The 25,084-nt window shown below is 36.7% G+C and carries 24 protein-coding genes; 9 read left to right on the top strand and 15 right to left on the bottom strand.

Annotation, left to right across the window (positions count from 1 at the left end):
- Positions 1 to 207: 207 nt before the first annotated feature.
- The 12 genes from FG390_RS16075 to FG390_RS12205 form a co-directional block, all read right to left on the bottom strand.
- Positions 208 to 342: a hypothetical protein gene (locus tag FG390_RS16075; RefSeq protein WP_258311668.1), complete on the bottom strand. Its 135-nt coding sequence runs from the start codon at positions 340 to 342 to the stop codon at positions 208 to 210.
- Positions 342 to 1,439, bottom strand: a complete 1,098-nt coding sequence (locus FG390_RS12155) for a response regulator aspartate phosphatase (protein WP_141191307.1) — start codon at positions 1,437 to 1,439, stop codon at positions 342 to 344. The genes FG390_RS16075 and FG390_RS12155 overlap by 1 nt, the downstream gene beginning before the upstream one ends.
- Before the next feature lie 116 nt (positions 1,440 to 1,555).
- Positions 1,556 to 2,350, bottom strand: a complete 795-nt coding sequence (locus FG390_RS12160; protein WP_309147204.1) for a histidinol-phosphatase HisJ family protein — start codon at positions 2,348 to 2,350, stop codon at positions 1,556 to 1,558.
- A 331-nt stretch (positions 2,351 to 2,681) separates the two neighbouring features.
- Positions 2,682 to 3,635 (bottom strand): nuclease-related domain-containing protein, encoded by a 954-nt coding sequence (locus FG390_RS12165; protein WP_141191308.1) that lies wholly within the window; start codon positions 3,633 to 3,635, stop codon positions 2,682 to 2,684.
- A gap of 405 nt (positions 3,636 to 4,040) precedes the next feature.
- Positions 4,041 to 5,081 carry a HoxN/HupN/NixA family nickel/cobalt transporter gene (locus FG390_RS12170; RefSeq protein WP_141191309.1) on the bottom strand — a complete coding sequence of 347 codons (1,041 nt, stop codon included), beginning with the start codon at positions 5,079 to 5,081 and terminating at the stop codon, positions 4,041 to 4,043.
- A gap of 108 nt (positions 5,082 to 5,189) precedes the next feature.
- Entirely contained in the window at positions 5,190 to 6,008 is an 819-nt protein-coding gene (locus FG390_RS12175) for an urease accessory protein UreD (RefSeq protein WP_141191310.1), read from the bottom strand.
- A 20-nt stretch (positions 6,009 to 6,028) separates the two neighbouring features.
- Complete coding sequence (ureG, locus tag FG390_RS12180; protein ID WP_141191311.1) at positions 6,029 to 6,649, bottom strand: urease accessory protein UreG; 621 nt, start codon at positions 6,647 to 6,649, stop codon at positions 6,029 to 6,031.
- 40 nt (positions 6,650 to 6,689) lie between these two features.
- Positions 6,690 to 7,379, bottom strand: coding sequence for an urease accessory protein UreF (locus FG390_RS12185; RefSeq protein WP_141191312.1), 690 nt, complete (start codon positions 7,377 to 7,379; stop codon positions 6,690 to 6,692).
- Positions 7,372 to 7,827, bottom strand: coding sequence for an urease accessory protein UreE (gene ureE / locus FG390_RS12190; RefSeq protein ID WP_141191313.1), 456 nt, complete (start codon positions 7,825 to 7,827; stop codon positions 7,372 to 7,374). Before ureE ends, FG390_RS12185 begins: the two co-directional genes overlap by 8 nt.
- A 245-nt stretch (positions 7,828 to 8,072) precedes the next feature.
- Positions 8,073 to 9,785 (bottom strand): urease subunit alpha, encoded by a 1,713-nt coding sequence (gene ureC / locus FG390_RS12195; RefSeq protein WP_141191314.1) that lies wholly within the window; start codon positions 9,783 to 9,785, stop codon positions 8,073 to 8,075.
- The gene (locus FG390_RS12200; protein ID WP_141191315.1) at positions 9,785 to 10,096 is read right to left on the bottom strand and encodes an urease subunit beta; all 312 of its coding nucleotides are present in this window, start codon (positions 10,094 to 10,096) and stop codon (positions 9,785 to 9,787) included. The genes ureC and FG390_RS12200 overlap by 1 nt, the downstream gene beginning before the upstream one ends.
- Before the next feature lie 19 nt (positions 10,097 to 10,115).
- The gene (locus tag FG390_RS12205; RefSeq protein ID WP_141191316.1) at positions 10,116 to 10,418 is read right to left on the bottom strand and encodes an urease subunit gamma; all 303 of its coding nucleotides are present in this window, start codon (positions 10,416 to 10,418) and stop codon (positions 10,116 to 10,118) included.
- 670 nt (positions 10,419 to 11,088) lie between these two features.
- Here FG390_RS12205 and FG390_RS12210 point away from each other — a divergent pair.
- The 4 genes from FG390_RS12210 (at position 11,089) to FG390_RS12225 (ending at position 14,325) form a co-directional block, all read left to right on the top strand.
- Positions 11,089 to 12,015, top strand: coding sequence for an LCP family glycopolymer transferase (locus FG390_RS12210; RefSeq protein ID WP_141191369.1), 927 nt, complete (start codon positions 11,089 to 11,091; stop codon positions 12,013 to 12,015).
- A gap of 166 nt (positions 12,016 to 12,181) precedes the next feature.
- Entirely contained in the window at positions 12,182 to 12,865 is a 684-nt protein-coding gene (locus tag FG390_RS12215; protein ID WP_141191317.1) for a queuosine precursor transporter, read from the top strand.
- A complete protein-coding gene (queF, locus tag FG390_RS12220) occupies positions 12,832 to 13,326 on the top strand; it encodes a preQ(1) synthase (RefSeq protein ID WP_141191318.1) in 495 nt (164 codons plus the stop codon). The genes FG390_RS12215 and queF overlap by 34 nt, the downstream gene beginning before the upstream one ends.
- A gap of 87 nt (positions 13,327 to 13,413) precedes the next feature.
- Positions 13,414 to 14,325, top strand: a complete 912-nt coding sequence (locus FG390_RS12225; RefSeq protein WP_141191319.1) for an alpha/beta hydrolase — start codon at positions 13,414 to 13,416, stop codon at positions 14,323 to 14,325.
- A 277-nt stretch (positions 14,326 to 14,602) separates the two neighbouring features.
- On the opposite strand, the gene FG390_RS12230 is transcribed toward FG390_RS12225, so the two are convergent.
- Positions 14,603 to 15,154 (bottom strand): DUF6944 family repetitive protein, encoded by a 552-nt coding sequence (locus FG390_RS12230; RefSeq protein WP_141191320.1) that lies wholly within the window; start codon positions 15,152 to 15,154, stop codon positions 14,603 to 14,605.
- 112 nt (positions 15,155 to 15,266) lie between these two features.
- Between FG390_RS12230 and FG390_RS12235 the strand changes: the two genes are divergently transcribed.
- Complete coding sequence (locus tag FG390_RS12235) at positions 15,267 to 15,920, top strand: ABC transporter ATP-binding protein (RefSeq protein ID WP_141191321.1); 654 nt, start codon at positions 15,267 to 15,269, stop codon at positions 15,918 to 15,920.
- Positions 15,917 to 16,666: an ABC transporter permease gene (locus FG390_RS12240; protein ID WP_141191322.1), complete on the top strand. Its 750-nt coding sequence runs from the start codon at positions 15,917 to 15,919 to the stop codon at positions 16,664 to 16,666. Before FG390_RS12235 ends, FG390_RS12240 begins: the two co-directional genes overlap by 4 nt.
- 137 nt (positions 16,667 to 16,803) lie before the next feature.
- Here the strand turns inward: FG390_RS12240 and hmpA are convergent, their stop codons facing one another.
- Complete coding sequence (hmpA, locus tag FG390_RS12245; protein WP_141191323.1) at positions 16,804 to 18,024, bottom strand: NO-inducible flavohemoprotein; 1,221 nt, start codon at positions 18,022 to 18,024, stop codon at positions 16,804 to 16,806.
- Positions 18,025 to 18,331: 307 nt separating this feature from the next.
- Here hmpA and FG390_RS12250 point away from each other — a divergent pair, with 307 nt between their 5' ends.
- Complete coding sequence (locus FG390_RS12250) at positions 18,332 to 18,967, top strand: spore coat protein (protein ID WP_141191324.1); 636 nt, start codon at positions 18,332 to 18,334, stop codon at positions 18,965 to 18,967.
- Between the two features lie 75 nt (positions 18,968 to 19,042).
- On the opposite strand, the gene FG390_RS12255 is transcribed toward FG390_RS12250, so the two are convergent.
- Complete coding sequence (locus tag FG390_RS12255) at positions 19,043 to 21,913, bottom strand: transporter substrate-binding protein (RefSeq protein ID WP_141191325.1); 2,871 nt, start codon at positions 21,911 to 21,913, stop codon at positions 19,043 to 19,045.
- Between the two features lie 285 nt (positions 21,914 to 22,198).
- Between FG390_RS12255 and FG390_RS12260 the strand changes: the two genes are divergently transcribed.
- The gene (locus FG390_RS12260; RefSeq protein WP_141191326.1) at positions 22,199 to 23,194 is read left to right on the top strand and encodes an aliphatic amidase; all 996 of its coding nucleotides are present in this window, start codon (positions 22,199 to 22,201) and stop codon (positions 23,192 to 23,194) included.
- A 43-nt stretch (positions 23,195 to 23,237) separates the two neighbouring features.
- On the top strand, positions 23,238 to 24,929 hold the full coding sequence (locus FG390_RS12265) for a purine-cytosine permease family protein (RefSeq protein WP_141191327.1): 1,692 nt from the start codon (positions 23,238 to 23,240) through the stop codon (positions 24,927 to 24,929).
- Positions 24,930 to 25,084: the final 155 nt, after the last annotated feature.

Below are 25,084 nucleotides of genomic sequence, written 5' to 3' on the forward strand. Positions count from 1 at the left end.
TGCGGCATAGAAAAAGCACCTCCTTTGATTGATATATGTATCATAACAAGAGGTGCTACGTGTTTAGTATGCGTTGTTTGAATGGGGGCTTACTATTTTTTTATTTTTTTCCGCAATTAAAGACAAAAATAGCATGAAACGATCGCTTCTTGGAATCAAAATAAAAAAGACAGTTCATATAAGAACTGCCCAAAAAAGTGATTGCATTTAATTTACTATTTCAGTGTTATTGAATACAACACCGCGTTCTGTTTGAGATAGAGGTGAGTGAATGATACTTCCAAATAAACCAATTGCTGTTAACAATATAAAAATAAAGGTGAGCAATTTACCATTTTTCATTAAATGGCCTCCCCTATGATTTTCCGATTAATCTCAATGGCTTTACGATAATAGTGTGTTGACTTCTCATATTGTTGAAGATTAAAGTAATAATCCCCTACCCATTCCAAATACTCTTCTAAGTCGACCCATAATTTTTGTTCTTCAAAATAGGCTAATCCTTCTTTAAACGCGACCTCAAAGTCTCCACTGTTCACTTGTCCAAATAAGTGATGGATGAGATCTAATTTTACTTGATACTCTTTATCATTAATCTCTTTTGCTAGCTTTCTTCCTTTTACAAACCATTCTTCTGTGTCATTGGCTGCTAATTTATATTTTTCTCTAACAATCGTGAACAGTGTTTTTACCTGAAAGTTCTTACTAAAATGACAATACTTTAAGGCGATTAAAAAATGATGAATGGCTTTTTCAATCTCACTTTGTTCTGAAAAAAACAATCCTAAATTATAATGAAGGGCATATTGAAATCTTATGTCTTCTATTTGAAGAGAATCATGCTCCGCCTGGTCAAAGTAATTTCTCGCTTCAGGAAAGTTTTGCATGTCAATATAATTTAGAGCTAATAGAAGTTTACAGTACGACCCATTTTTAAAATAATCACCTTTGTCTTTGTAGATCATTAAAGCTGTTTTTGCGTGGCTAATGGAAATAAGATTTTGTTTCATTTGATAATACATCGATCCAATTTTATAATGAAACTCCGCTAACTCCACTTCGTCTGCAATAAGGGAGAGCAATTCTTCGGCTTTTTTATAGTAAGTAAGTGCTGTTTCATAGTCTTTGACACTATGTGCATATATTCCTGAAAAAAAGTTAAAGTAATACGTTAATAAATCATTCATATCTTCTTTAAATGGCTGAACTTCGGTCATTAATGTTTTTGCGTGTTCATATTGACCTAGGAGGAGTTGATGTCTGAATTCTAGAAGTGAATAATAGATTGATAGAGAGGGATCTTCCTCCATATCCTTCATCACTTGTTCAACTTTCAATTTAACTCTCTTCGCTTCATGTAACTGATCCTTTCGTATGTGACAGTACCAAGTATTCAGTAAATGAGCAACGTCAGTTGAACGAATGATATTTTGATTCATCTTCAAATGACCTCCTCCCTTTATATGTTCAATTATACAACTTTAATTATCCAATATATACAATTTTCTTTCAATTCTTGCCTATTTTCTTAACTAAAATTTGTTTTTGTAACATGTTAGTCAATTTTTATTTGTCGAGGAACACGATTCGAAAAAGCTGTAATATGATCAAAGCCACAATCTTTGGCTATTTGGACCGCTTCATTGAAACCAGCTCCAACATCCTGCACTCTATGAGAGTCTGAACCTATTGTAAGGATCTCACCACCGAGTTCTCTATAACGTCGAACAACGTCTAATGACGGAAGTGTTTCTCCCACACCTCCACGGAGCCCAGAGGTATTGATTTCTATACCGATATGTCTTTCAACCGCTTTAATTAATATTTTTTCGATCATGCTAGCATGATCTTCATAGCGGTAATAACCTAAAATAGGATGGGCATAGCGTTTCATTAAGTCGAAATGGGCAATAACGTCAATATCTGCGTAACTGACCAGTTCAAAAACTTCGCTAAAATAATGGGAATAAGCCGTTTCTGGTTCTCTCTTAATCACTTCACGAAGTTTATGGTTATCAATATTGTGGACCGAGCCTAAGATAAAATCAAAATATTTGCCATCTAATTCTTTTTTATATTGATCCCTGAGTAAGTGGGGTTCACAAAGCTCAATTCCTTTTTTTATAGAAAGCTTGTCACCATATTGTTTTTGACAAGTGGCTATGTCATTAAAATAACGGTCAAAGTTCATATGGCCATATGTTGAAGCCCTTGGGTTCACTGAGAAATGTTCCGTAAAACAGACCTCATGGATTCCTTTTTCTATGGCTTGTTCACAAACTTCTTTCATCGTGGCCTTTGAGTCAAAAGAATTATTGGTATGGTGATGATAATCATAAACAAGCATCATTTTAACCTCCAATCCGGCTTCTCCCGAGTCAAGAGGATGCCGTCTGATTTAATTCCGATTCAATATTATATAAAAACCATTATAGCATTTTTTACCTCTTAATAAATACTTTTCTGTTATATCTTCCCATTAGCTTGACTTATTGACTCGTGTAAAATCGACGTACGTATTGGCAATATAGAAAATGAACCATTTGTATATTCATAAACTACTTTTATAATGAAGGGTGTTTAGAAATTCCGAACTGTAGCTCTGTTGACTTGATAAAAAGGAAAAACGTCTAGTTCTTTAATTTGGCTAGACGTGATCTCTTAATGTTATTTATGAGTTCTTATGCAAAATAATATAAATTCTCAAGCCGTTGCTTAACTTCCTTTAACTCCGCCGCTGAAAGAAGCCATTCTTGAGATTGTAATTCTTTCCTTATAAAGAGATTTAAGTCTTTTGGTCCAATACATACTTGAGGCAAATCTCTTTCCGAATAATTACGAATCCGATGGTCATCCTTTGGTGAATCAAAATATAAAATAGGAACAACTTGGCTCGAATCCAAATCGAAAAGGGATCGTTCTAATTCTTTTGCTAAATCACAAAGTTCCCTTCCGATATTCATTTGGAGTTCAATATTTAATGTATTTTTAAACTCACCTGAAACGTCACTGCCTTTTTTTCTAGTTAGGATGAAAGTATGTTCACCATCCTTTAACTCCTCTTCATGAAAAATATCAAATAAAAAGTCAAGAGGATGGGATAGTTCCCTTGTTAGCCCATGATAGACTCTTCCTTCCCAGTATTTTGATTCAATTAAATAAATACCAGTAGGCAGTAATAAAACATGACTTAATTGCTTTATTTTATTTTCTCCGTTAATAGTATAATATGGCAAAAAGATATTTCCGATGATCAACATATCTTCTTCTTGAATAAGTTGTTCATTGAGGCACAGTTTCTTAATATCCTTTAAGACTCGATACGTAGCTGCATCCTTTGGACATTTCAAACTTCGTTGTAGAAAGTTAATGTAATCCTTTTGTTTACTTAATTTCTTTTCATAGTTTTCTTGAATGCCAACAACTGTCATACTATGATCCTCAAGTAATCCTTGCATGGTCTTCTCTGATTCTTGTTCAAGTCGGTTTCTCTCTTTTTGAAGGGATAAAGCGACTTCTTTCTTACTTTGCTCGATTAAATGATAAGCCTCATTTTGAATTTTCTTTTGTTTTCTGAGCAAATAAAAACAAATAACGACAAGACTTATCAACATGATGATTAATATAAAAACCAAAAGATATCCATCCTTTCACTATGAACATCTCTATCATACCAAAATTTGCTCTATACATTTGAATTGACGAAGATTTTTGATAGATTTCTAATATTTCATAGATTTTATTGATGATGGACTCTTAGAATGCCAGTTGGATATAGCGGTCAATCCGATCGGATCATATGACAAACTTAATGAAGAAATAAACACAAATAATGATCAAGATCCACAATGGAATACTAAACAAACAAGCAAATAGGAAACCTTTGAAAAAGGATGGTTTATTTTCGTCGAACATATGAACAGCTCCTACTATTCTTAGTAAGAGCATTATTCCCAAATTAGCTAGAAAATAGTACTTCCTTTTACTTAAATCTAGAAAACTCCTGATAGGAGTCATGGGGCGAGGTTTTTAAGGAACGGTCAAGTACGATGGTTCATCCATTTCTCTTCTATTCTGAATACTTTCCAAATGACGACGGATACGAACCAAGATCCAAGGAGAATAATCACCAATCCATAACCAAGATAACCTAAATCTAATCCACCAAGCCAATTCCAAAACGCTCCCTCTAAATGAAAGGTCGCTTTAGATACTTGAGCTAATTCCACAAAACCAATTAAGAAAGCAGCTGCAACAGAAACGGCTGTGACGGTGATATTGTAATACACTTTTCGAATAGGCGTATGGAATGCCCATTTATAGGCATGTGTCATAAAAATGCCATCAGCCGTATCCATGATATTCATCCCTGCGGCAAATAAAAGAGGTAGCGAAAGAATACCAATAAACGGCATTGCACTCTTAGCAGCTCCTGCAGATAGTGCGAGCAAGGCAACTTCACTCGCTGTATCAAATCCAAGTCCAAATAGAAACCCTAATGGATAAACATGCCAACTACGAGAGACAAAGGAAAACAAAGGTCTAAATAGACGCGACATGAACCCTCGTTGGTCTAATAATTTTTCAAGTGCTAAGTGATCATATGGATCGTGCTTCATACGAATAAAAAGTTTTCTTAAATCTACCAATATCATGAGATTTATCATCCCGATGATAACAAGAAAGATTCCGGAGACAGTTGCACCAATTGTTCCACCAATGTGTTCAAACATCGGCATATGTTTTTGTGCCCATCGAACAGATAAACCAAGCGCTAATGTCATGAGAAAAACAACCGATGAATGGCCGAGTGAAAAGAAAAAACCAACACCTGACGCATCCTGTTTTTGTTGAACCAACTTTCTCACCGTATTATCAATGGTTGCGATATGATCTGCATCAAAAGCATGTCTAAGCCCTAATGTATAAGCAACGATACCTAAACCTAAAATGGCTGGGTATTCTGATATGGACATAATCAAAAGAGAAATACCAACAATATGTACGACAATAGATGCCACACCAAAACCTAACCATTGAAATCTATGTTGTTCTTTCTTCACTTCATCTCCTCCAAACATCTCTTTTTATAACTACTCATCATGAGTTTGAACTGCATAACCAATTTGAATAGGTCACCATCTTATTTTGCTCATGTTTAAATTTGATTAGTGGTTTATGCTGCTAGGTTAATATTTTCGTAGTTCTGGAACAGCTCGTCCAAACCGTCTCTTAAAAAACTTCGAACACCCTTTAAATACATCTTCCAACTGTTTTGTATTCGTGGCTAATATTCGTATTAGGATACCTGAGACTTCTAATCTTGAAAATCCAATCTGACATTCATCATAATCTCTTAATAGATGCTGAGATAATTCCTCTAAATATAAATCAATCGATTGATCGATGATGGTAAGCGAACCAAAATGGGTATATCCTTCAAGAAAACCAATACCTTTGATTTTTTGGGTTTGCGGCATAAATCGCAAATGATCCAAGACAACAAGTTTACCATCAATATAGATGTCTGATTTCAAATGGATCTTAGTATATGGAAATAATTCACCATCTTCAGACCATCCCGGAGTCATGGTTTCAGCATAGAATAATGACGCGTCTTGAGACATATCAATGATGGTTTTTTGTTCATATCTTGCATCTTGATAAGCAATTAATGGATCTGGCCAATATTCTAATACACTCCCGCTCTCAAGATGGAATCGATTTTCTTGGTAGATAGGATCCCGCATGGTCTTATACACTTTTGTCGCTGATTGCGTTGTTAACAGTAGTTCAGCATCTTCTTGTAGATGAACGGAAATTATGTAACGATCCCCGTCAACATAGCCCCCGCCAGGATTTAATATGTAATAGCATGCCTGTCCACTATCATCGAGATAAAGTGGACGCATGACTTTAAAAGCCCCTTGAAAAAAAACCGATTCGGCTACCGTTCGATTGGTCTTTTTTTTCATGTGTAATTGGAGTTCGCCTGTCCATCGGTTCATGATTTGTCGTCCTTCCTCATCTAGATGTCTTCGTTCATTCCTTGTAGTAAAGCATTTTCTTCAATCCACTGAATCACGTCATCCAGACCAGATTCGTCTTGTAAATTTGTAAAAACAAATGGTTTTTTGCCTCGAAACGTTTCGGTATCTCGTTTCATAACATCTAAATTGGCATGAACAAAGGGCGCGAGATCCGTTTTATTAATGATAAATAAATCTGACTTAATCATCCCTTGACCACCTTTTCGAGGAATTTTTTCCCCTTGGGCAACGTCGATAATATATATCGAGAAGTCAACAAGTTCTGGACTAAAAGTAGCGGCTAAGTTATCTCCGCCACTTTCCACAAAAATCAGTTCAATGTCTGGATGACGTTCTTTCAATTCATCAATCGCTTCCACATTCATAGAAGTATCTTCACGTATGGCCGTATGTGGGCATCCACCCGTTTCAACACCAATGATACGACTCGATGGTAAAACGCCATTTTTTATTAAAAATTCCGCATCTTCTTTTGTATAAATATCATTCGTTACGACAGCCATGCTTAATTTATCTTGCAAATGTCGAGTCAATTTCTCAACGAGCATGGTTTTCCCAGCCCCTACTGGACCGCCTACACCTATTTTGATGGGTTCCATCCTCTTCACCTATCCTTCTATCCTTCTGGATTTCAAAAGTTTAACTCATAAAAATTCGGACTGCCAAATGTTCATGCCGCATTTGGGCGATTTCGAGCCCTGGGGGTGTTGCCCCTAGATCATCGATGGACAGTTTCTTGATTCGGTCTGTCAGTATTTCAATTCGACTTTTCATGTCATGTAATAGTGTTTGGCCAGCTGTTTGACCGATTGGAATGCCTCTAACCGCATTCTGAATAAGACCAGATATGGTGCTGTATAAATAAGCAACAATCGTCTCTGTCTCTGATAGATGAAGCTCATAAGAGATCATCGCAAAGACAAGCGCTGGGTGCGCCTTGATGTGATCTGTTTTGATTTTTTGTTTGTACATATCAAGTATGGAGTTGGGGTAAAGGTCCTGACAAAGCTTAAGCAATCGCATGCCGACTTTTCGATTCGCTTCCCTTGATTCCCTTGATAAAGATTGTGCATCTAATCTAACAGCAATTTCCCAAAAGTCCGTTAAGTGTCCTTCGCTTAAAGCTTGAAACCCTAGGTAACAGCCGAGCCCATCCGAAAAGCACATCTGATCCTCGGCATAAACCATGAGCCATTCTTTCATGGTTTGTTTGTCATGTACTTTCCCATCTTGAATATACGTTTCAAGTCCGTAAGAATGACTAAATTGACCCACAGGTAAATTTGAATCACAAAGTTGGAGAAGAGAAAGTAATTGTAAATTATCCATGGGTATGTCCAATATGCTTAAAGGCTTGTTTTAATTTTTTTTGTCTTTTTTCAAAAGGAATGCCTAATTTCTCAAGTAGCTCTTCCACTAAATAATCGTACTGAACGTACATCTCGGCCCCTTCAAATTGGGCAGGCAAATGTCTATTTCCTAACTGATGGGCAATCGTGCCCATCTCTTCGATATCCCGAGGTAAAATGGCCATGATTTCATCAGGTAAAACATCCACTACAATCATGTTGTGGTCATCTTGAAACAGAATATCGCCTACATGAAGTTCCGAATACTGCGGTAAACGAATGCCTATTTCTCTTCCGTGGTCCGTCTTGACCCGTTGCACGCGTTTCAACAGATCACTACTCTCAAGATATACCTTTTCAACATGCTTTCCTTTTTTATCATCTATTGACCAGTCTTCGATATTCCCAATCACTTTTTCAATAATCATGCTGTTGTTTCTTCCTCCCTGTTTACCGATTGTGAAATTTTATTTTTTACAATATCGTTTTTGGCACTTTGGCTTAAAATTGTTTCTTAAAGTGAGTGTTCAAAAAGGTGACAAATTAGAAGCAAGAAGATCAAGGCGGCGCTGTTTTGAGGACCGGAATGTAGGTTTTTGCTACATGAGGACCAGAAAAACAAGCCAACGCCGAGATTCGTAGCTTATCATTTGGTGACTTTTTGAACATCCTCTTAGAACAAGAAATACTTTTGCGCCATCGGAAGCTCATCCACTGGGTCACATGTTATATGCTCACCATCCACTGTCACCTTATAGGTTTGTGGATCCACCTCAATATTTGGCGTCTTATCATTGAATTTCATATCCTTCTTTGTTAAGTTACGTATGCCTTTAACCGGTTTGACTTGTTTTTGTAGGCCTAGCGTTTCTTTTATATGATGTTCGTAAGCATAGGTGGATACAAATGTAAGGCAAGTTTGCGTGAGGGCTTTTCCGAAAGCACCAAACATCGATCGATATAAAACGGGTTGTGGTGTCGGAATCGATGCATTGGCATCTCCCATCACACTATAAGAAACCATGCCACCTTTGATGATCATATCTGGTTTTGCACCGAAAAACATCGGATCCCATAAAACAAGATCTGCCACTTTACCCACTTCTACAGAACCAACATAGTCAGAAATACCATGCGCAATGGCGGGATTAATCGTATATTTTGATATGTAACGTTTAACTCGATAGTTATCCCCCACCCCTGTATCTTCTGGGAGTTTACCACGTTGTTTCTTCATTTTATCTGCCGTTTGCCAAGTACGAAGAATAATTTCACCAATACGACCCATTGCCTGAGAGTCTGAGCTTGTCATACTAAAGACACCCATGTCTTGAAGAACATCTTCAGCTGCTATTGTCTCAGGACGAATGCGAGAATCCGCAAATGCAAGATCTTCAGGAACACTCGGATTAAGATGATGGCACACCATCAACATATCAAGATGCTCCTCAATCGTATTCACTGTATACGGCAGCGTCGGGTTCGTTGAAGAAGGTAAGACATTTGGAAAACTTGATATTTTTATAATGTCCGGTGAGTGACCGCCCCCTGCACCTTCCGTATGGTACGTATGGATCACACGATCTTTGAAGGCTTCGATCGTATGTTCAACAAAACCGCCTTCATTAAGCGTATCGGTGTGGATTGCGACCTGCACATCGTACCTATCGGCGACATTTAATGAATGATCAATAGCAGCATAGGTCGCTCCCCAGTCTTCATGGACTTTAAGTCCTATGGCACCTGCTTTAACTTGTTCAGCAAGCGGTTCATCGCTTGAGGCATGTCCCTTTCCTAGAAAACCTAAATTAATCGGCAGGCCTTCTGCTGCTTCTAACATACGGTGAATATTCCATTCACCAGGAGTAATCGTTGTGGCTTTTGTTCCTTCAGCAGGGCCTGTCCCCCCGCCTATCATCGTGGTAATCCCAGACATAATGGCTGTTTCTACTTGATGAGGATTAATAAAATGAACATGCGTATCAATACCGCCAGCCGTTAATATTTTCTTCTCTCCCGCAATGACTTCTGTAGAAGCTCCAATAACGATATCAACGCCTTCCATCACAAGAGGATTCCCTGCTTTTCCGATTTGACTAATTTTACCGTCACGAATCGCAACATCCGCTTTATAAATCCCTGTGTAGTCAACAATAATCGCATTGGTTATCACTACGTCTGGAACGTTGTCGTCTCTGACAGCCAGTGGATGTTGTCCCATCCCGTCTCGAATAACCTTACCTCCACCAAAAACGACTTCATCACCATAGCGGGTATAATCCTTTTCAATCTCAATAAAAAGGTCTGTATCGGCTAAGCGGATCGCATCGCCCGTAGTTGGACCGTACAAATCTGCATATTGTTTTCTCGTCATTTTAAAAGACATTAGGGTTTCACCTCACCGTTCGTCTTATTGTTCAATCCATAGACTTTTCTTTCTCCACTAAGAGCAACCAGCGGTACTTCTTTTTCATCACCTGGTTCAAAACGAACCGCAAGCCCAGCTGGAATATCTAACCGGAAACCGAGAGTTTCTTCTCTATTAAATTCTAAAGCTGTATTTACTTCATAAAAATGATAATGTGAACCAACTTGAACAGGGCGGTCTCCGCGATTAACGACTTTTATTGTCTTTGTTTCTCTGTCTTTATTGCAAATGATCTCTTGATCACACAAAATGTACTCTCCTGGTATCATCTTTTCCCCATCCTTTATCTTATTTTATAGGGTTATGGACAGTGACTAATTTAGTGCCATCTGGAAAAGTAGCTTCGACTTGGACATCGTGGATCATTTCACTGACGCCTTCCATAACATCCTCTTTTGTCAAAATTTGTGTCCCATAAGCCATCAACTCAACGACACTTTTTCCATCTCTGGCTCCTTCAATGATTTCATATGTAATGATGGCAATAGCTTCTGGATAATTTAATTTCAAACCTCTAGCTTGTCTACGTCTTGCTAAATCAGCTGCAACGACAATTAAAAGCTTCTCTTGTTCTCTAGCCAATAATCGCATATTTCGTTCTCCTTTCAGGGACTGCTGAAACAAATTCTCTTACAAATAAACACTTTGAATCTTAAACTTATAAAGAAACGAATCTCTAAAATTACAATACTCGCAATCATTTTTTCTATAAAAATAAACATTCATTAGTTATAGAATATTCTAACATAAAAAGAATTATTAAAAAATAAAATAGTTGGATGATTTAACCCAATAAACTCTAATGGTTATGGTTACTATAAATAGAATAAAATCAATAAAAGAACGTGTTCAAAAAGGTGACAAATTAGAAGCAAGAAGATCAAGGCGGCGCTGTTTTGAGGACCGGAATGTAGGTTTTTACTACATGAGGACCGGTTTAAACAAGCGGGCGCCGAGATTCGTAGCTTATCATTTGGTGACTTTTTGAACAACCTCTATAAGTAAAATGATAAAAAACTTACCGATTGCGGGACCTAAAAGGCGCAGACAGTGGCCTAGAATGTGTCACTACGGCTTCGCCTTCTTGTCAACTCGATGCTTAATCGAAGAAGATGATGCTAGTTGCACTTATACCTTAAATTTTTGTACTTTCTTAAAATATAAAAAAAAGTCACCTTCGTTCTAGTTTCATGTTACTATATCGTTATGGCAAAAATTTTGTCTTTTTTTGTTTGAACTTTACCGGAAAGGGAATTATATGATGTTAAAAAAAATATTTGTGATATTAGGTATTATTGTAGGACTAGTCATTGTGGCTGGTGGGGCAGGTGTTTGGTACATGTATCACTCTGTCAAAACCACGGCAAATAAAATATACGATCCTACAGAACCGAAAACCCAAAGTGATTCAAAAGAACTACAAAACCAAAAACCTTTCTCTATCCTTTTACTCGGTGTAGATCAACGTAAAGGTGATCCTGGACGCTCAGATACCATGATTGCTTTAACTTTGAATCCGACTAAGAAATCCATGTTAATGGTCTCCATCCCACGTGATTCGAAAGCTGAAATTGTAGGTCATGGCTCTATTAGTAAAATTAATAGCGCCTATGCTTACGGAGGATCTAAAATGGCTCTTGATACCTTTAATAAATTTTTAGGTGTTAACTTTAACCACTATATTCGTATAAATATGGAAGGTTTAGCTGACCTTGTTGACGCAGTGGGCGGCGTTAACGTTCATAACGATATTAGCTGGCACGATGAAGGGTATTATAAAAAAGGCTATTACTATCAAAAAGGTGATATTACCCTAGATACAGGTGCTAAAGCACTTGGATATGTAAGAATGCGACACTTAGACAATCGGGGCGACTTTGGGAGAAACCAACGTCAGCGAGATGTGATTATGGCTGTGATTAATAAAGCCGCTAGCTTTTCATCATTTTCTAAATATCAGGATATTCTAAAAGCCATACAAAGCAATGTCAAAACGAACTTAACCTTTGAAGATATGAAAAACATCGCCCAAAATTACCGTGATTGCAGACAAAATGTCACAAATTATGAAGTCAAAGGGAACGATGATTGGGAAAAAACTTCAAGCGGCCAGAAAGTTTATTATCTTAGTGTACCGGAAGATGAGAAACAACGTGCTCGTGACTTAATATCAGAACAACAACAATAGTCATTTGATAACACCGATCTTCCGAATTTAGGAGATCGGTTTTTTACTGTGAAGACTACTGATAAACTTGCAACCTATCTTTAGGATAGCTATAATCAGTTAGGTATGTATTAGCAGAGTTCGAAACCCTCCTCTGCTTTACTAAAAAAACTATGGGAGAGATGTTATGAATCAACAAGAAAATATCATCGATGTACCTTATCGTCTTATAACTTTAGCCATGCTATTTGTTACATGCCTGATCACGGCCAATTTATGTGCAGTCAAACTTTTTTCAGTAGGGTCCATTTCTATGACCTCCCCTATAATTTTTTACCCATTAACATTTATCATTCTCGATAGTATGACAGAAATTTGGGGAAAGCATGTGGCGAAACGCATTATTTGGATTGGTTTTTTGGCCAATGTCGTCTTTATAGGATTCATTCAAATCGTTCTTCATTTACCGGCTGCACCGTTTTGGCACGGCCAACAAGCGATGGAAACGGTACTTGGTTCTCTGCCGAGGACGGTTTTCGCTTCATTAGTCGCTTATTTATGCTCCCAAACACTTGATGTCACCATATTTTCAAAACTTAAACAACGTACTCAAGGACGAATGCTCTGGTTAAGAAGTATCGCAAGTACAGCCTCAAGCCAGCTCATTGATTCGATCATGTTCATGTTTATTGCTTTTATCGGTGTCATGCCTTTATCTAATATACTTACAGCGATGAGCTCTGAATATATTCTTAAATTTAGTTATTCTATTATTGGGGCACCACTCATTTATTTAGTTGTTTTTTATGCAAAACGTACACAAGGAGGAAATAAAGTATGTCAGAACGAAGCGGGCAAAATGATGAATTAACTTTACTTGGCAATAAAAAAACCGTATATAGCTTTGATTATGATCCGAGCGTTTTGGAATCCTTTCAAAACATGAATACACACCGTGACTACTTTGTAAAATTTAATTTTCCGGAGTTTACGAGTTTATGCCCCATCACGAGTCAACCTGATTTTGCAACACTTTACATTAGTTATGTTCCTGACCAAAAAATGGTTGAAAGCAAAAGTTTGAAACTTTATTTATTTAGCTTTCGAAACCATGGCGATTTTCATGAAGATTGCATGAATAAAATTGCCGATGATCTGATTAAACTCATGGATCCAAAGTATCTTGAAGTCTGGGGTAAATTTACGCCAAGAGGTGGCATCAGTATTGATCCCTATGTAAACTACGGAAAACCAGGTACAAAATGGGAAAAAGTGGCGTTTGATAGACTAGCCAAACATGATCTTTATCCCGAAAAAATTGATAACCGTTAACAAAGCAGGAGCTCTCGTTGCAGCTCCTGCTTTTAATGTTTAGCTATATGTATGATAGACTTTATATAAAAACCACGAGGTATAATTATGAATCGATTTATGAAGGCTGCTTTAGTTACAGCTGGTGCAACAATTGCAGCAGGCTATTTCGTTACGAATAAGATCATGTATATAAGGAAGAAAACAGATCAGTTTCTTATTGATCGAGAAGTGCATACTTTTCAGCATTTTGATTTAAAAGAATATCAATCAATGCCGAAGGAACCCTTTTCGCTTAGATCTCCTTATGGTTACCTTATAAATGGCCGCTTTATTCCTGGAAAATCCACTCAAAAAATCATGATATTTTGCCATGGCGTGACGGTTAATCAATTCAATTCCGTAAAATATGCCAATCTCTTTTTAAAAAGAGGTTACAGTGTCATTATTTATGATCATCGAAGGCATGGACAATCTGGAGGTAAAACGACAAGCTATGGTTATTACGAAAAATATGATCTAGAAACTTTGGTCAATTGGGTTAAAGAACGGTTTGGCAACGACATTATTCTGGGCATTCATGGAGAATCTATGGGTGCATCAACCATGCTTCAATATGCAGGAATGATTGAAGATGGAGCTGACTTTTATATTGCCGATTGTCCTTTTTCAGATTTCTATCAACAATTACACCACGTTTTAAACAAGGATTACCACCTGCCAAAATGGCCTTTATTACCAATGGCTACATTATTTATTCGGATTCGTGACCACTATCGGATACAAGACGTCTCACCCATGCGTTATATCAAAAATGTGCACCATCCCGTTTTATTTATCCATAGTAAACAAGATGATTATATTTTAAATGAAATGACAGTGGCTCTATATGCGGCCAAACCGGACAACAAGCAACTATTCTTAGCTGAGCTGGGCGCTCATGCTTGCTCATATTCTGACAACAAAAAAGAATATGAAGCGGCTATTGATAATTTTCTTGCCTCTTATCATTTTAATTAGTACTAAATATACAAGCACGATCACATCTCGAATCGTGCTTGCTTTTTCATATTATCTACACCATGGATGCTATGAAAATTGTGCACAACTAGGTGGTCTGGGACTGCCGCCCGGTCCGCCTTGACCAGGCCTCCCTGATCTAGCCAGCCATCCTTGGCCTTGGAGATTTGGTGGGGTAGGTCCTAAAGGTCAAACCAAATACATCTGTATGATGTTCTTAATGAAATACCCATGGGTCACTGGAATATATCAAGACTAGGAATCTGCTAATTCAAGTTTATCTACTCATTTCTATTTCTTTCGTTTGCTCAAGTGCCGACATAACTGCACCAATCGCTTGTATCCAACTCCCCGCAAAGTTGGTCATTTCTCCACTTTCTTCATCTTCTGGATCATGAAGTTCTTGAATTCCTCCAATCGATTGCAAAGCATTCCCAATGGCTTGCAATAAATTTCCAACTCTATCCCATGGTGCCGATTCATCATCTACGGAATCTGAAAAACAAACAAGACTTCCAAGAGATTGTATCCAGTTGCCGGTAATATTTTTTTTAAGCTGATCAATATCATCCACTGGAAGGACTAGTCCGTAGACGACGGTTAAGTTCCCAATCGCTTGAATTTCTTGTCCTAGTTTATTTAACGTCCAATGAATCTCTGCATCCGCACTGAGACCTGCTCCCGTCGCTTGAAGCACATTCCCCCATAAATCTAAATTTATTCTCATTTGATCTGTGAAGGCAAGTGTAGGTGTACTGCCAATAGCAGATACGATGGTTCCAAGAGCTGAAGTCCATGATCCGGCTAAGTCTTTCAGTTCAATATCCATTTTAATCCGCCATTCATATAGTGTCTTTACATTATATTCAAAGAGGGATCTTAGGTTATACTATATGCAATAGTTTAACTGACTCAAAAATTCTCTTATAAGGTGGACTTCCATGTTAGAATTAAAAAACATTACCTTCCAGCCAAATAGCTCTCCTATTTTATCCCATATTAATTTGACCATTAATGAAGGGGAAACAGTCTCAATTATTGGTCCTTCTGGAAGTGGTAAAAGTACTCTACTACGATTGATGGCTGATTTGATTTCGCCTACAGATGGACAATGCTATCTAAATGGTGAAAGTTACATAAATTATAAACCTGAACAACTACGTCAAACCATTAGTTATTGTCCTCAAACACCGATTATCTTTGGCGAAACAATACTTGATAATGTCAGTTTCCCAGCAAAAGTCCGAAAAGAAAAATGTGATATAAAGCGTGCTAACTATCTACTCACTGCATTTAATTTAAGTCAATATGACTTAAATACAAATGTTAGTCGTTTTTCCGGGGGTGAAAAACAACGTCTAGCCATCATCCGCCAACTTATGTACGTCCCTAAATTTCTTTTATTAGACGAAGCTACCTCTGCATTAGATCATCACAATCAACAGTTAGTCGAACAAGAAATATTTAAATGTCATAAAGAAAAAGGGTTAGGTATAATTTGGATAACCCACGATATTAAACAAAGTACCCGCTTATTTTCCCGTAGGTTAACAATTGAAAAGGGAAAGATCTCAAATGAGGAAGTGATTAAATGAGTATGACCTCCCTGATCTTCGCATCGAGTTTACTTATCATTCCAATCATTGTTTCATATAAACAGCAACTCGATTTATCAAAGGATATGATCATATCTGTCCTTCGAGCGATCATTCAACTTATTATTGTTGGTTACATATTAACGTTTGTTTTTGAAGCCAGACAGCCAATAATTGTCATAACGTTAGTTTTTATTATATTGATAAACGCTGCCTTGAACACGAGAAAAAGAGTGCCAAATGCTGTTAAACATGGCTTTTGGATATCTCTATTCGCCCTTGTCATTAGTACAAGCATAACGATGACGATTCTAATTCTAACGGGAGCTCTTCATTTTAAAGTTAATGAAATCATACCTGTCTCAGGAATGGTGATTAGCAATGCCATGATTGCGATAAATATTGGTTACACCAACTTAGAAAAAGCTTTTACTCAACAACGAATGGAAATAGAAGCCAAATTATCTCTTGGAGCCTTACCTCACTTAGCTTCGAAAACCCAAATACAAGATACAATGAAAATGGCCGTGATCCCAACCATCGATTCAGCAAAAACGCTTGGAATTGTGGCCTTGCCGGGAATGATGAGCGGGTTAATCATAGCAGGAACGCCGCCTCTGGAAGCCATCCGTTTTCAAATTATGGTCACATTTATGTTGTTATCTGCAACCATGATCGCAACCATGATCGCCATCTTTATCAGTTACAAACAGTTTTATAATAAAAGACACCAATTGAATATTTGAATACGGTCAGTCTCCCATAAAAATAATTAACCCTCACTCTAGGTTCATAACGAGTGAGGGTTTTCTACGATTATAATACTGCCTATTTCACTTATTCCATATCCTGATAAAGCTTTAAAACTTATTGCTCTTTTCGCCTATTCATCGCCTAAAATTGCCACTGGGCTAAATGACTCATAATGAATGTGCTCCTTAGGAACTCCCCATTCTTGTAAGGCTTTAATAATAGCATCCATAAAAGGAAGGGAACCACATAAATAGAAGTTAGCATTTTGGGTTGCAACGTTCAATTTTAAGAAATTTAAATCAATATACCCTTCTTTATCAAAGTTTTTAGAGTCTTTGTCCTCTTCAGTCGGTGAGTTATAACAAACTAATGACGTTACATTATCATGATCAACAGCTAATTGTTTTACATCCTCCTGAAAAGCATGGGTTTTACTATTTCGAGTTGAGTGAATAAACGTTATACTCTGTTTGACTTGATCCTTTACAAGAGCTTGTAACATACTGAATATAGGAGTTATCCCGATACCACCACTAATTAAAACCACAGGCAAGTCATCATGTTGAAGTACAAAATCTCCCGCAGGAGCAGAAAATGGAAGTGGATCACCAGTTTGAATCGTTTTATGTAAATAATTTGATACAATTCCTTTTGGTGAAGTATCGTGCTCATCTTCCCGTTTTACACTGATTCGATAATAATCTTTACCTGGTGCTTCCGAAAGACTGTAATGGCGGATATGGGTATATTTCTCTCCAGGAACTTTAATTTTTATGGTAAGGTACTGTCCAGCTTTATAAGTGGCGATGGCTTTCCCATCTTCAGGCTTTAGATAAAAGGATGTTACTTCATCACTTTCTTTGACTTTTTTATCCACAATAAAGTTTCGGTAACCTTCCCATCCTCCTGGTTGACTTTCTGTTTCTTCGTACAGCTTCTTTTCAAGTTCGATAAAAGCATCCGCAATATAGCCATATGCTTTACCCCATGCATCAATAATTTCGTCTGTTGCTGTATCACCAAGAACATCCTTTACCGCTTGAAGTAAAGTTTCTCCTACTATAGGATATTGTTCTGCTTTAATGCCGATAGCACGGTGTTTTTGAGCAATTCTTTCAATTACGGGTTTTATCGCATCAAGATTGGTGATATGCTCTCCAGCCGCGTAAACGGCATATCCCAATGCTTCTTGCTGGAGACCTCTTTTTTGATTCGTTTGATTAAAGACGTTGTATAAATCAGGAACTTTTTCAAACAATAGCTTGTAAAATCTTTTCCCAATTTCTTTACTGTGTTCTTTTAAGACAGGAGCCGTTGTCTGAACTATTTCTATCGTTTTTTCGTCAAGCATATCAAATACACCCTTTCTTCTAATAGATATGAAAATGAACATTAATACCACTTATCGGGCATAAAAATTCAGTTTTTTTATTATTCCACATTCAGTTTGTTTTACTCTTATTAAGTCGTTTTTTAGCTTCTTTAGGTCTGAACAGTAAAAAAATGAGAGTAATACACCCTCATTAGATTTTTTAATTAACTTCCCTTTAGAAGTGCAAGTTTTTTAACAATTTTATATTGGTCAACGTCATGAATAAATTCATTGCCACAATACATACTAATTTTGATTCATCATTTTAACTTTAGGAGGAATCATCGTGCAAAATCAACAAAATCAAACGTCTCAAAATATGCAAACTTATCAAGTACCGCCTAATTTAAATCATGGTGGTCATGAATTGTTTGACGTACATGAAGTTTTATCAGGATCCATTAATACGTTAAACACATATATGTTAATGCGTGAATTTGTCAAAGATCCTGAATTACGTGATATTCTTGACCGTCAATACCAATTTATTCAAGATGAATATAACTTAACATGTGAATGTTTTAAAACAGGGCAGCATCCTTCTAAGAGAACACAGCCATATATGATGAAACAAAATAATGATTTCATCTATGGAATGACACCAACTTCTCCAAAAAAACCGATGCAAAGTACCTCTGAGATTTCTGATGAATTTATCTCAGGTACGATGCTTTCTTGTTGTAAATCAGGGGCTTCAGCGAGAACCATGGCAGCTACTGAATCAACAAACCCAGTTGTTCGTCGTGTATTAGCTGCTTCAATTCAAAACTGTATTGAAATGGCTTATGAAATTTCTCTCTATCAAAATAAGCACAAATATTATCAAGTACCACAACTCGCTCAAGAAGACATGCAACAAATTCTGAACTCATATGCCCCTGCGCAAACTTCTCCTATGCAAAATAATAATATGACTCACTAAAAAAGGTTTAAGATACTCTCCTTAAATAAGTCAAATAACTCCAGATGAAGTTTATCTGGAGTTATTTGACCATGTTTATCTTTTTATTTTAATTTGGTAAACGTTTAATTTTTTATACAATGTGGTTCTAGACATGCCCATTTTCTTGGCAACCTTACTTATATTCGAATCCATTTCCTTTAAATAATTTAAAATTAACGTTTTCTCAGATTGGGCATTATCAATGACCGTAATATCTTCATTCCCTTTTTGAGAGCGTTCCGATAAATAAGATTCATTCTTCTTTGGTTTTTCTAACTCATATATATCTATCTCAGATTGAAAATGTGATAAATAATAACTTCGTTCAACAACATTACTTAATTCCCTAATATTTCCTGGCCAAGAATATGCTTTAATAGCTTCCAATGCTTTATGAGAAAATATTTTTTCTGTATGATTTTTACCGTTTAATTTATTTAGGAAATAATTTGCAAGCTCAGGAAGATCTATACTTCGCTCTCTTAAAGGAACAAGATTGATTTGGAAAACACTTAATCGATAGTACAGATCACTTCTGAATGTTCCTTTATAAGCAATTTCGTTCAATAGATTCTTATTGGTTGCAGCTATGATTCGGACGTCGATGGGTATTCGTTTATGGTCACCAACTCGTGTTATTTCATTTTCTTGCAGAACTCGAAGTAATGTCACTTGTAAATCAAGTGGTAATTCACCTACTTCATCTAAAAATAGTGTACCACCGTTCGCTATTTCAAATAAGCCCTGCTTTCCATTTTTATTTGCACCTGTAAACGCCCCGCCAACATAGCCGAAGAATTCAGATTGAATAAGTTCCTTTGCTATAGCTCCACAATTGACAGCAACAAATGGTTTATCACTTCGCAAGCTTTCATTATGGATAGCATTCGCAAATAGCTCCTTACCCGTCCCGCTTTCTCCAATAATAAGAACATTTGCATCGGTTTGAGCCGCTGTTTTTGCTACATTTAATGTCTCAATAAAAGACGAATCTTTACCAATTATATCTTGAAACAATATTTTATGATGATTTTTTAACCTCCTTTGATTAAATAGAGTAAATTTAATTAAATGATAATCATGCCAGCATTGATAACTTATATCGAAAACTTCATTTTCTATTCTTCGACGAACGGGTTTCCCCATCGATTTATCGATGATATAGTCAAGATTTCTCTTGATCATATCTTTTATACTTGGTTTTTTAATCAATAAACTTTCTGCATAGTCGTTCATAAACACAATATTTTCATTTTGGATGAGAAAAAAACCTGAATTACTTTGATTTACTATTTCTTGTAAAATATTCTTATATAATAAATGATTTTTTCTTTCTTTAATAAACTTGACAAATGAAAAGACAAACAATTCCAGTGCACTTAAACAATTTAGTAGATTAGTAAAATGATCCGTTTTCGATAAAACGCCTAAGACACCAAGACATTCATCGCCTTCTATAATAGGAATTCCTGCCGTAATACACTTTTTCAAGGAGGGATCATCATGTTGAATGCCTTGTACAATACATGTGTAATGGTTAATTAAGGCTAAACCATATCCATTTCTCCCCTTTGATTCTACAGACCACTTTGTTCCAGGTTTTAACTCTGTATGCCACTCAAACGCTGACTGTTGACCTATACACTCAATTAATATGCCATCAGCCCCAATTAGAAAAAATTGATACGGATAAAACATAGGCAATTGATTAAGGAAAAAGAGATTATCCTTCCACCGCTCTTGTCGGTTCGTTAATTGTTCTTCTGAAATCGTATAATTTTCCAAGTGCTTTGTATTCCTCGGGTTTGATGTATAAATTCGAAGAGGCAGCGTTGAAGCGGAATAGGAACGAAATGGTGTTGGCGCTATTAAGGTTGGCGATTCCCAGATAACATCAAAATTCCCCTCAGCTGTAGCATGCCCTATTCGAGAATACTGCCATAAATGATGATTATTATCATCAAATTTAACAAACCCTTGTGGTGCACCAAAGGTAGATTGGCATAACATCTCTCTTAAAATTGATGTATCAAACTTTTTCATTTTTCTTAATGCATCGCATAACAAGAAAACACTATTATAAGTATTTTCCATCACAGAACTGATTACATTTGATCCAAATCGATCATGATAGGTACGCACAAATTGTTGATTTGCTTCATTTTGTATAGTTTTAAAATAAGGAAAGGATGTATAGATTTCCTTACCATGAATAGCGTTCATAGCCTTTAATTCGGTTTCTGCTGTAATAGGACTACATAACGGCATTTGAAATCCATACTGATGGTATTGTTGATAGAAACTAACAGCACTATCACCAATCAATGTAGAAAAGACAATATCAGGCGCCGTGTATTCTATTTGTTTTAAGATATAATCAAAATGTTGACACCCGAATGGCGCATAGGATTCACCAACAACTTGTCCACCATTAATATTAAGAAGTTGCCGCATATGATAATTGGTTTCTCGAGGATAAATATAATCTGATCCTACTAAATGAAAAGATACACCTAACTGTGAAATAATCCATGGAACAAAACTTTGCAGTTGTTGATTAGGTAAGGCTCCACAGTAAAATACCCAATCATATTGCTCATTTCCTTCATAGAGCGTTGGATATAAAAGAAGAATATTATATTTTTTTAATAATGGTAATATCGCTTTTCTACATGCAGACGTATATGGGCCTATTAAAACTTGAACTTTTTTATTAATGATAAGATGTTCAGCTTTTTTATAGGTAAGTAAAGGATCTGAAGCTATGTCTTCCACGAAAGGTTCAAGAGGTTTTCCATGTATTCCACCAGATTGGTTAACAGATTGAATCGCAAGAAGGGCCGATTGATACTGACCGATCTCGGTAATGGCTGTACACCCAGTTAATGAAAATAAGATTCCAATTCTAAAACAATCATTGGACAATGAGCCTCACCTTCCCTTACATATTATCACTCTATTAGTTATTATACGCAGTAAATGAGATACTTTCATTCATACTATCTGACTATTTTAAATTATATTAATGTTCATTTTTGTTAAAGAACATAAGAACACTTTTGAACACTTTTGAACATTAATTGTCAAAATATATTAAAAATTGTCTACTAAACATTCATAATTTTACATTTTTTAATTGGCATCGTTTTTGCGTGTATCCAAGTAGGGTGACAAAATTCACATTTCAAACATCAAAGGAGGAAGTATCAAATGCCAGTAGGAACCATATCAAGTACAAAAGATACCGTAGGAGTAGCCGTTGTCAATTACAAAGTTCCAGTACTAGAGACACGTGAAGAGGTTTTAGAAAATTGCCACCGTATCGCTGATTTTGTCGAAGGCACCAAGATGGGATATCCAGGATTAGATCTTATTGTTTTTCCTGAGTATTCGACACAAGGATTTCATCCAACGAAGTGGAGGGATCTATGTACCACGGTTCCAGGACCTGAAACTGATATCTTTGCTGAAGCTTGTCGAAAAAACAAAGTATGGGGTGTATTTTCAATTACTGGTGAAATCAACCCGATTGGAAACCCATATAATTGTTTCATTTTAATTGATGATAAAGGAGAGATAAAACTTAACTACCACAAAATTAATCCATGGGTGCCAAAGGAGCCCTGGTATCCTGGGAACGAAACGATGGTTGTTGAAGGACCTAAAGGTCTCATGATTGGAGCTAACGTTTGTTATGATTCCAACATGCCTGAAATCGTTCGTGATACGGTCATGAAAGGTGCTGAACTTGTCGTCCGGATTCAAGGTTACATGTATCCATCAAAAGAACAACAAATCAAACTAGCTAGTATTCGAGCTTGGGAGAACCTAACTTATTTTGCTGTTGCCAATATGGCTGGACGAGATAAAGTCTATTCTTACTTCGGTCATTCTAACATTATCGATTTTGATGGAACAACGCTTGCAGAGTGTGGGACAACACCAGACGAAGTCACTTATGCCGAGCTATCCATTTCAGCTATTCGAAATGCTAGAAAAAACTGGACGGCCGAAAATCACCTTTATAATTTGACCCATCGTGGCTATTCAGCGGTTGAAAATGGAGTTGCATCCAGCCCTTATTCTTTTTATAAAACCTGGGCTGATGATCCAGAGAAAGCAAAGGCCATTTGTGAGGCTATGACACGATCAACTCCAGAGCAACCAATAGAAAAAATTTACGAAGAAGAAACAACATTGAAATAATTAGTCTCTTCAATAAAAAAATTGAAAGTGTGGTGTTTTGGATATGCAAGAACAACAACAAGTTACCATCCCAAATAAAACAAAGAGAAGCTTTAATTCATGGGTCAATAATCCTATGATAGAAGACTATGCTCTAAGATACGCTCCAAAATCATTCCGAAAATGGTCTGAATTTGCTGTTGCAAGTTCTGCAATTGGCGGTATCGCCTTCCTTGCTGATTTCGCTATTGGGGGGTCCATAACGATTGCTTATGGGTTCACCAATGCCTTTTGGGGAATTTTAATTGCCGGTCTCATTATTTTCCTTACAGGCATTCCGATTGCACACTATTCATCTAAGTACAATGTAGATATGGACCTCTTGACCCGTGGAGCTGGTTTTGGCTATCTTGGTTCAACTCTTACCTCTCTTGTTTATGCCACTTTTACTTTAATTTATTTTGCAACTGAAGGGGCCATTATGGCTCAAGCATTAGAAATTTATTTTCATATTCCACTGGGCATAGGTTACTTGATTGGTGCATTAGTCATTATCCCAATCGTTACATTTGGTATGACAGCTCTAGCTAAATTCCAAATTTGGACTCAACCACTTTGGATTGTTCTTATGGTTGTTCCAGTTATCGCAATTCTAGTAAAAGACCCACAATCCCTTGCAACTTGGACCCAGTTTGGTGGAAATTCATCATCCGGTCCTTCTTTCAATCCTTTATTCTTTGCCATGTCAGCAGGGGTTGTACTTTCTCTAATCACGCAAATTGGTGAACAAGCCGATTATCTAAGATTTATGCCTGATCGAACTGCGAAGAACCATAAGAAATGGATTTGGGCAGTCATTCTTGCAGGTCCTGGTTGGATCATTATCGGTGCATTCAAACAATTATGTGGTTCCTTTTTTGTCTCATATATTGCCCCAAGTGTTGGATTTGAGAAAGCTGGCGAACCGATTCAAATGTTTATCAAAGCTTTCGGCACCTTTATTCCTGGAGCATTCCTTGTTCTCACCATCGCTACATTTTTTGTCTTAATGTCTCAACTTAAAATCCAAGTCACTAATGCTTACTCTGGATCCTTATCTTGGTCTAACTTCTTTTCTCGAATCATTCATTTCCATCCTGGACGCGTTGCTTGGCTATTTCTTCAAGTGGCCATTGCCCTTGCCATGATGGAAGCTGGAATTTTTAACTTTTTAAATGCTGTTCTCGGATTTTATTCTAATGTTGCAGTGGCTTGGATTGGCGCTATTGTAGCTGATTTAGTCATAAATAAAAATTTACTTAAAATTAGTCCACCGTATATTGAATTTAAGCGAGCCCATCTTTTTAATTTCAATCCCGTCGGTTTCGGATCGATGATCATTGCTTCAGTTATTTCAATCATTGCGTATTTCGGTTATCTTGGTGACTTTTTACAAGCTTTCTCGCCTTTTCTATCACTTGCCTTAGCTTTCATTTTGGCTCCAATCATTGCGATTGCAACAAAAGGAAAGTATTACATTGCACGAGAAAACCCTGCTCAGCAACAACTTCATGCAGCAGCACTTGAGCATACCCACATGCATGCACACAGCCACAATCATGTTCATGAGAATGGTGAATCAACATGCGCCGTATGTTCTTATGATTACGAACAAGAGGACACGACTTATTGTCCATTTCATGGAGGAACTATTTGTTCACTTTGTTGTAGCTTAGAGAAAAATTGCCATGATATGTGTAAAAAACAAAAAGCATAATGTTATGGATTCTTTTTAAATCATCTTTTGTAAATTTATTTCATACTCCTTCCAGCATGTCTGGAAGGTGTCTCCACTTCTATGAATGAAATCACCTCTATTCTTCATTCGTAGAAGTGGGGCTATAAGAAGTAAAGTTTGACAGAGTAATTAAT

It is taken from the genome of Terrilactibacillus laevilacticus (assembly GCF_006517395.1).
GTDB classification, from domain to species: Bacteria; Bacillota; Bacilli; order Bacillales; family Sporolactobacillaceae; genus Terrilactibacillus; species Terrilactibacillus laevilacticus.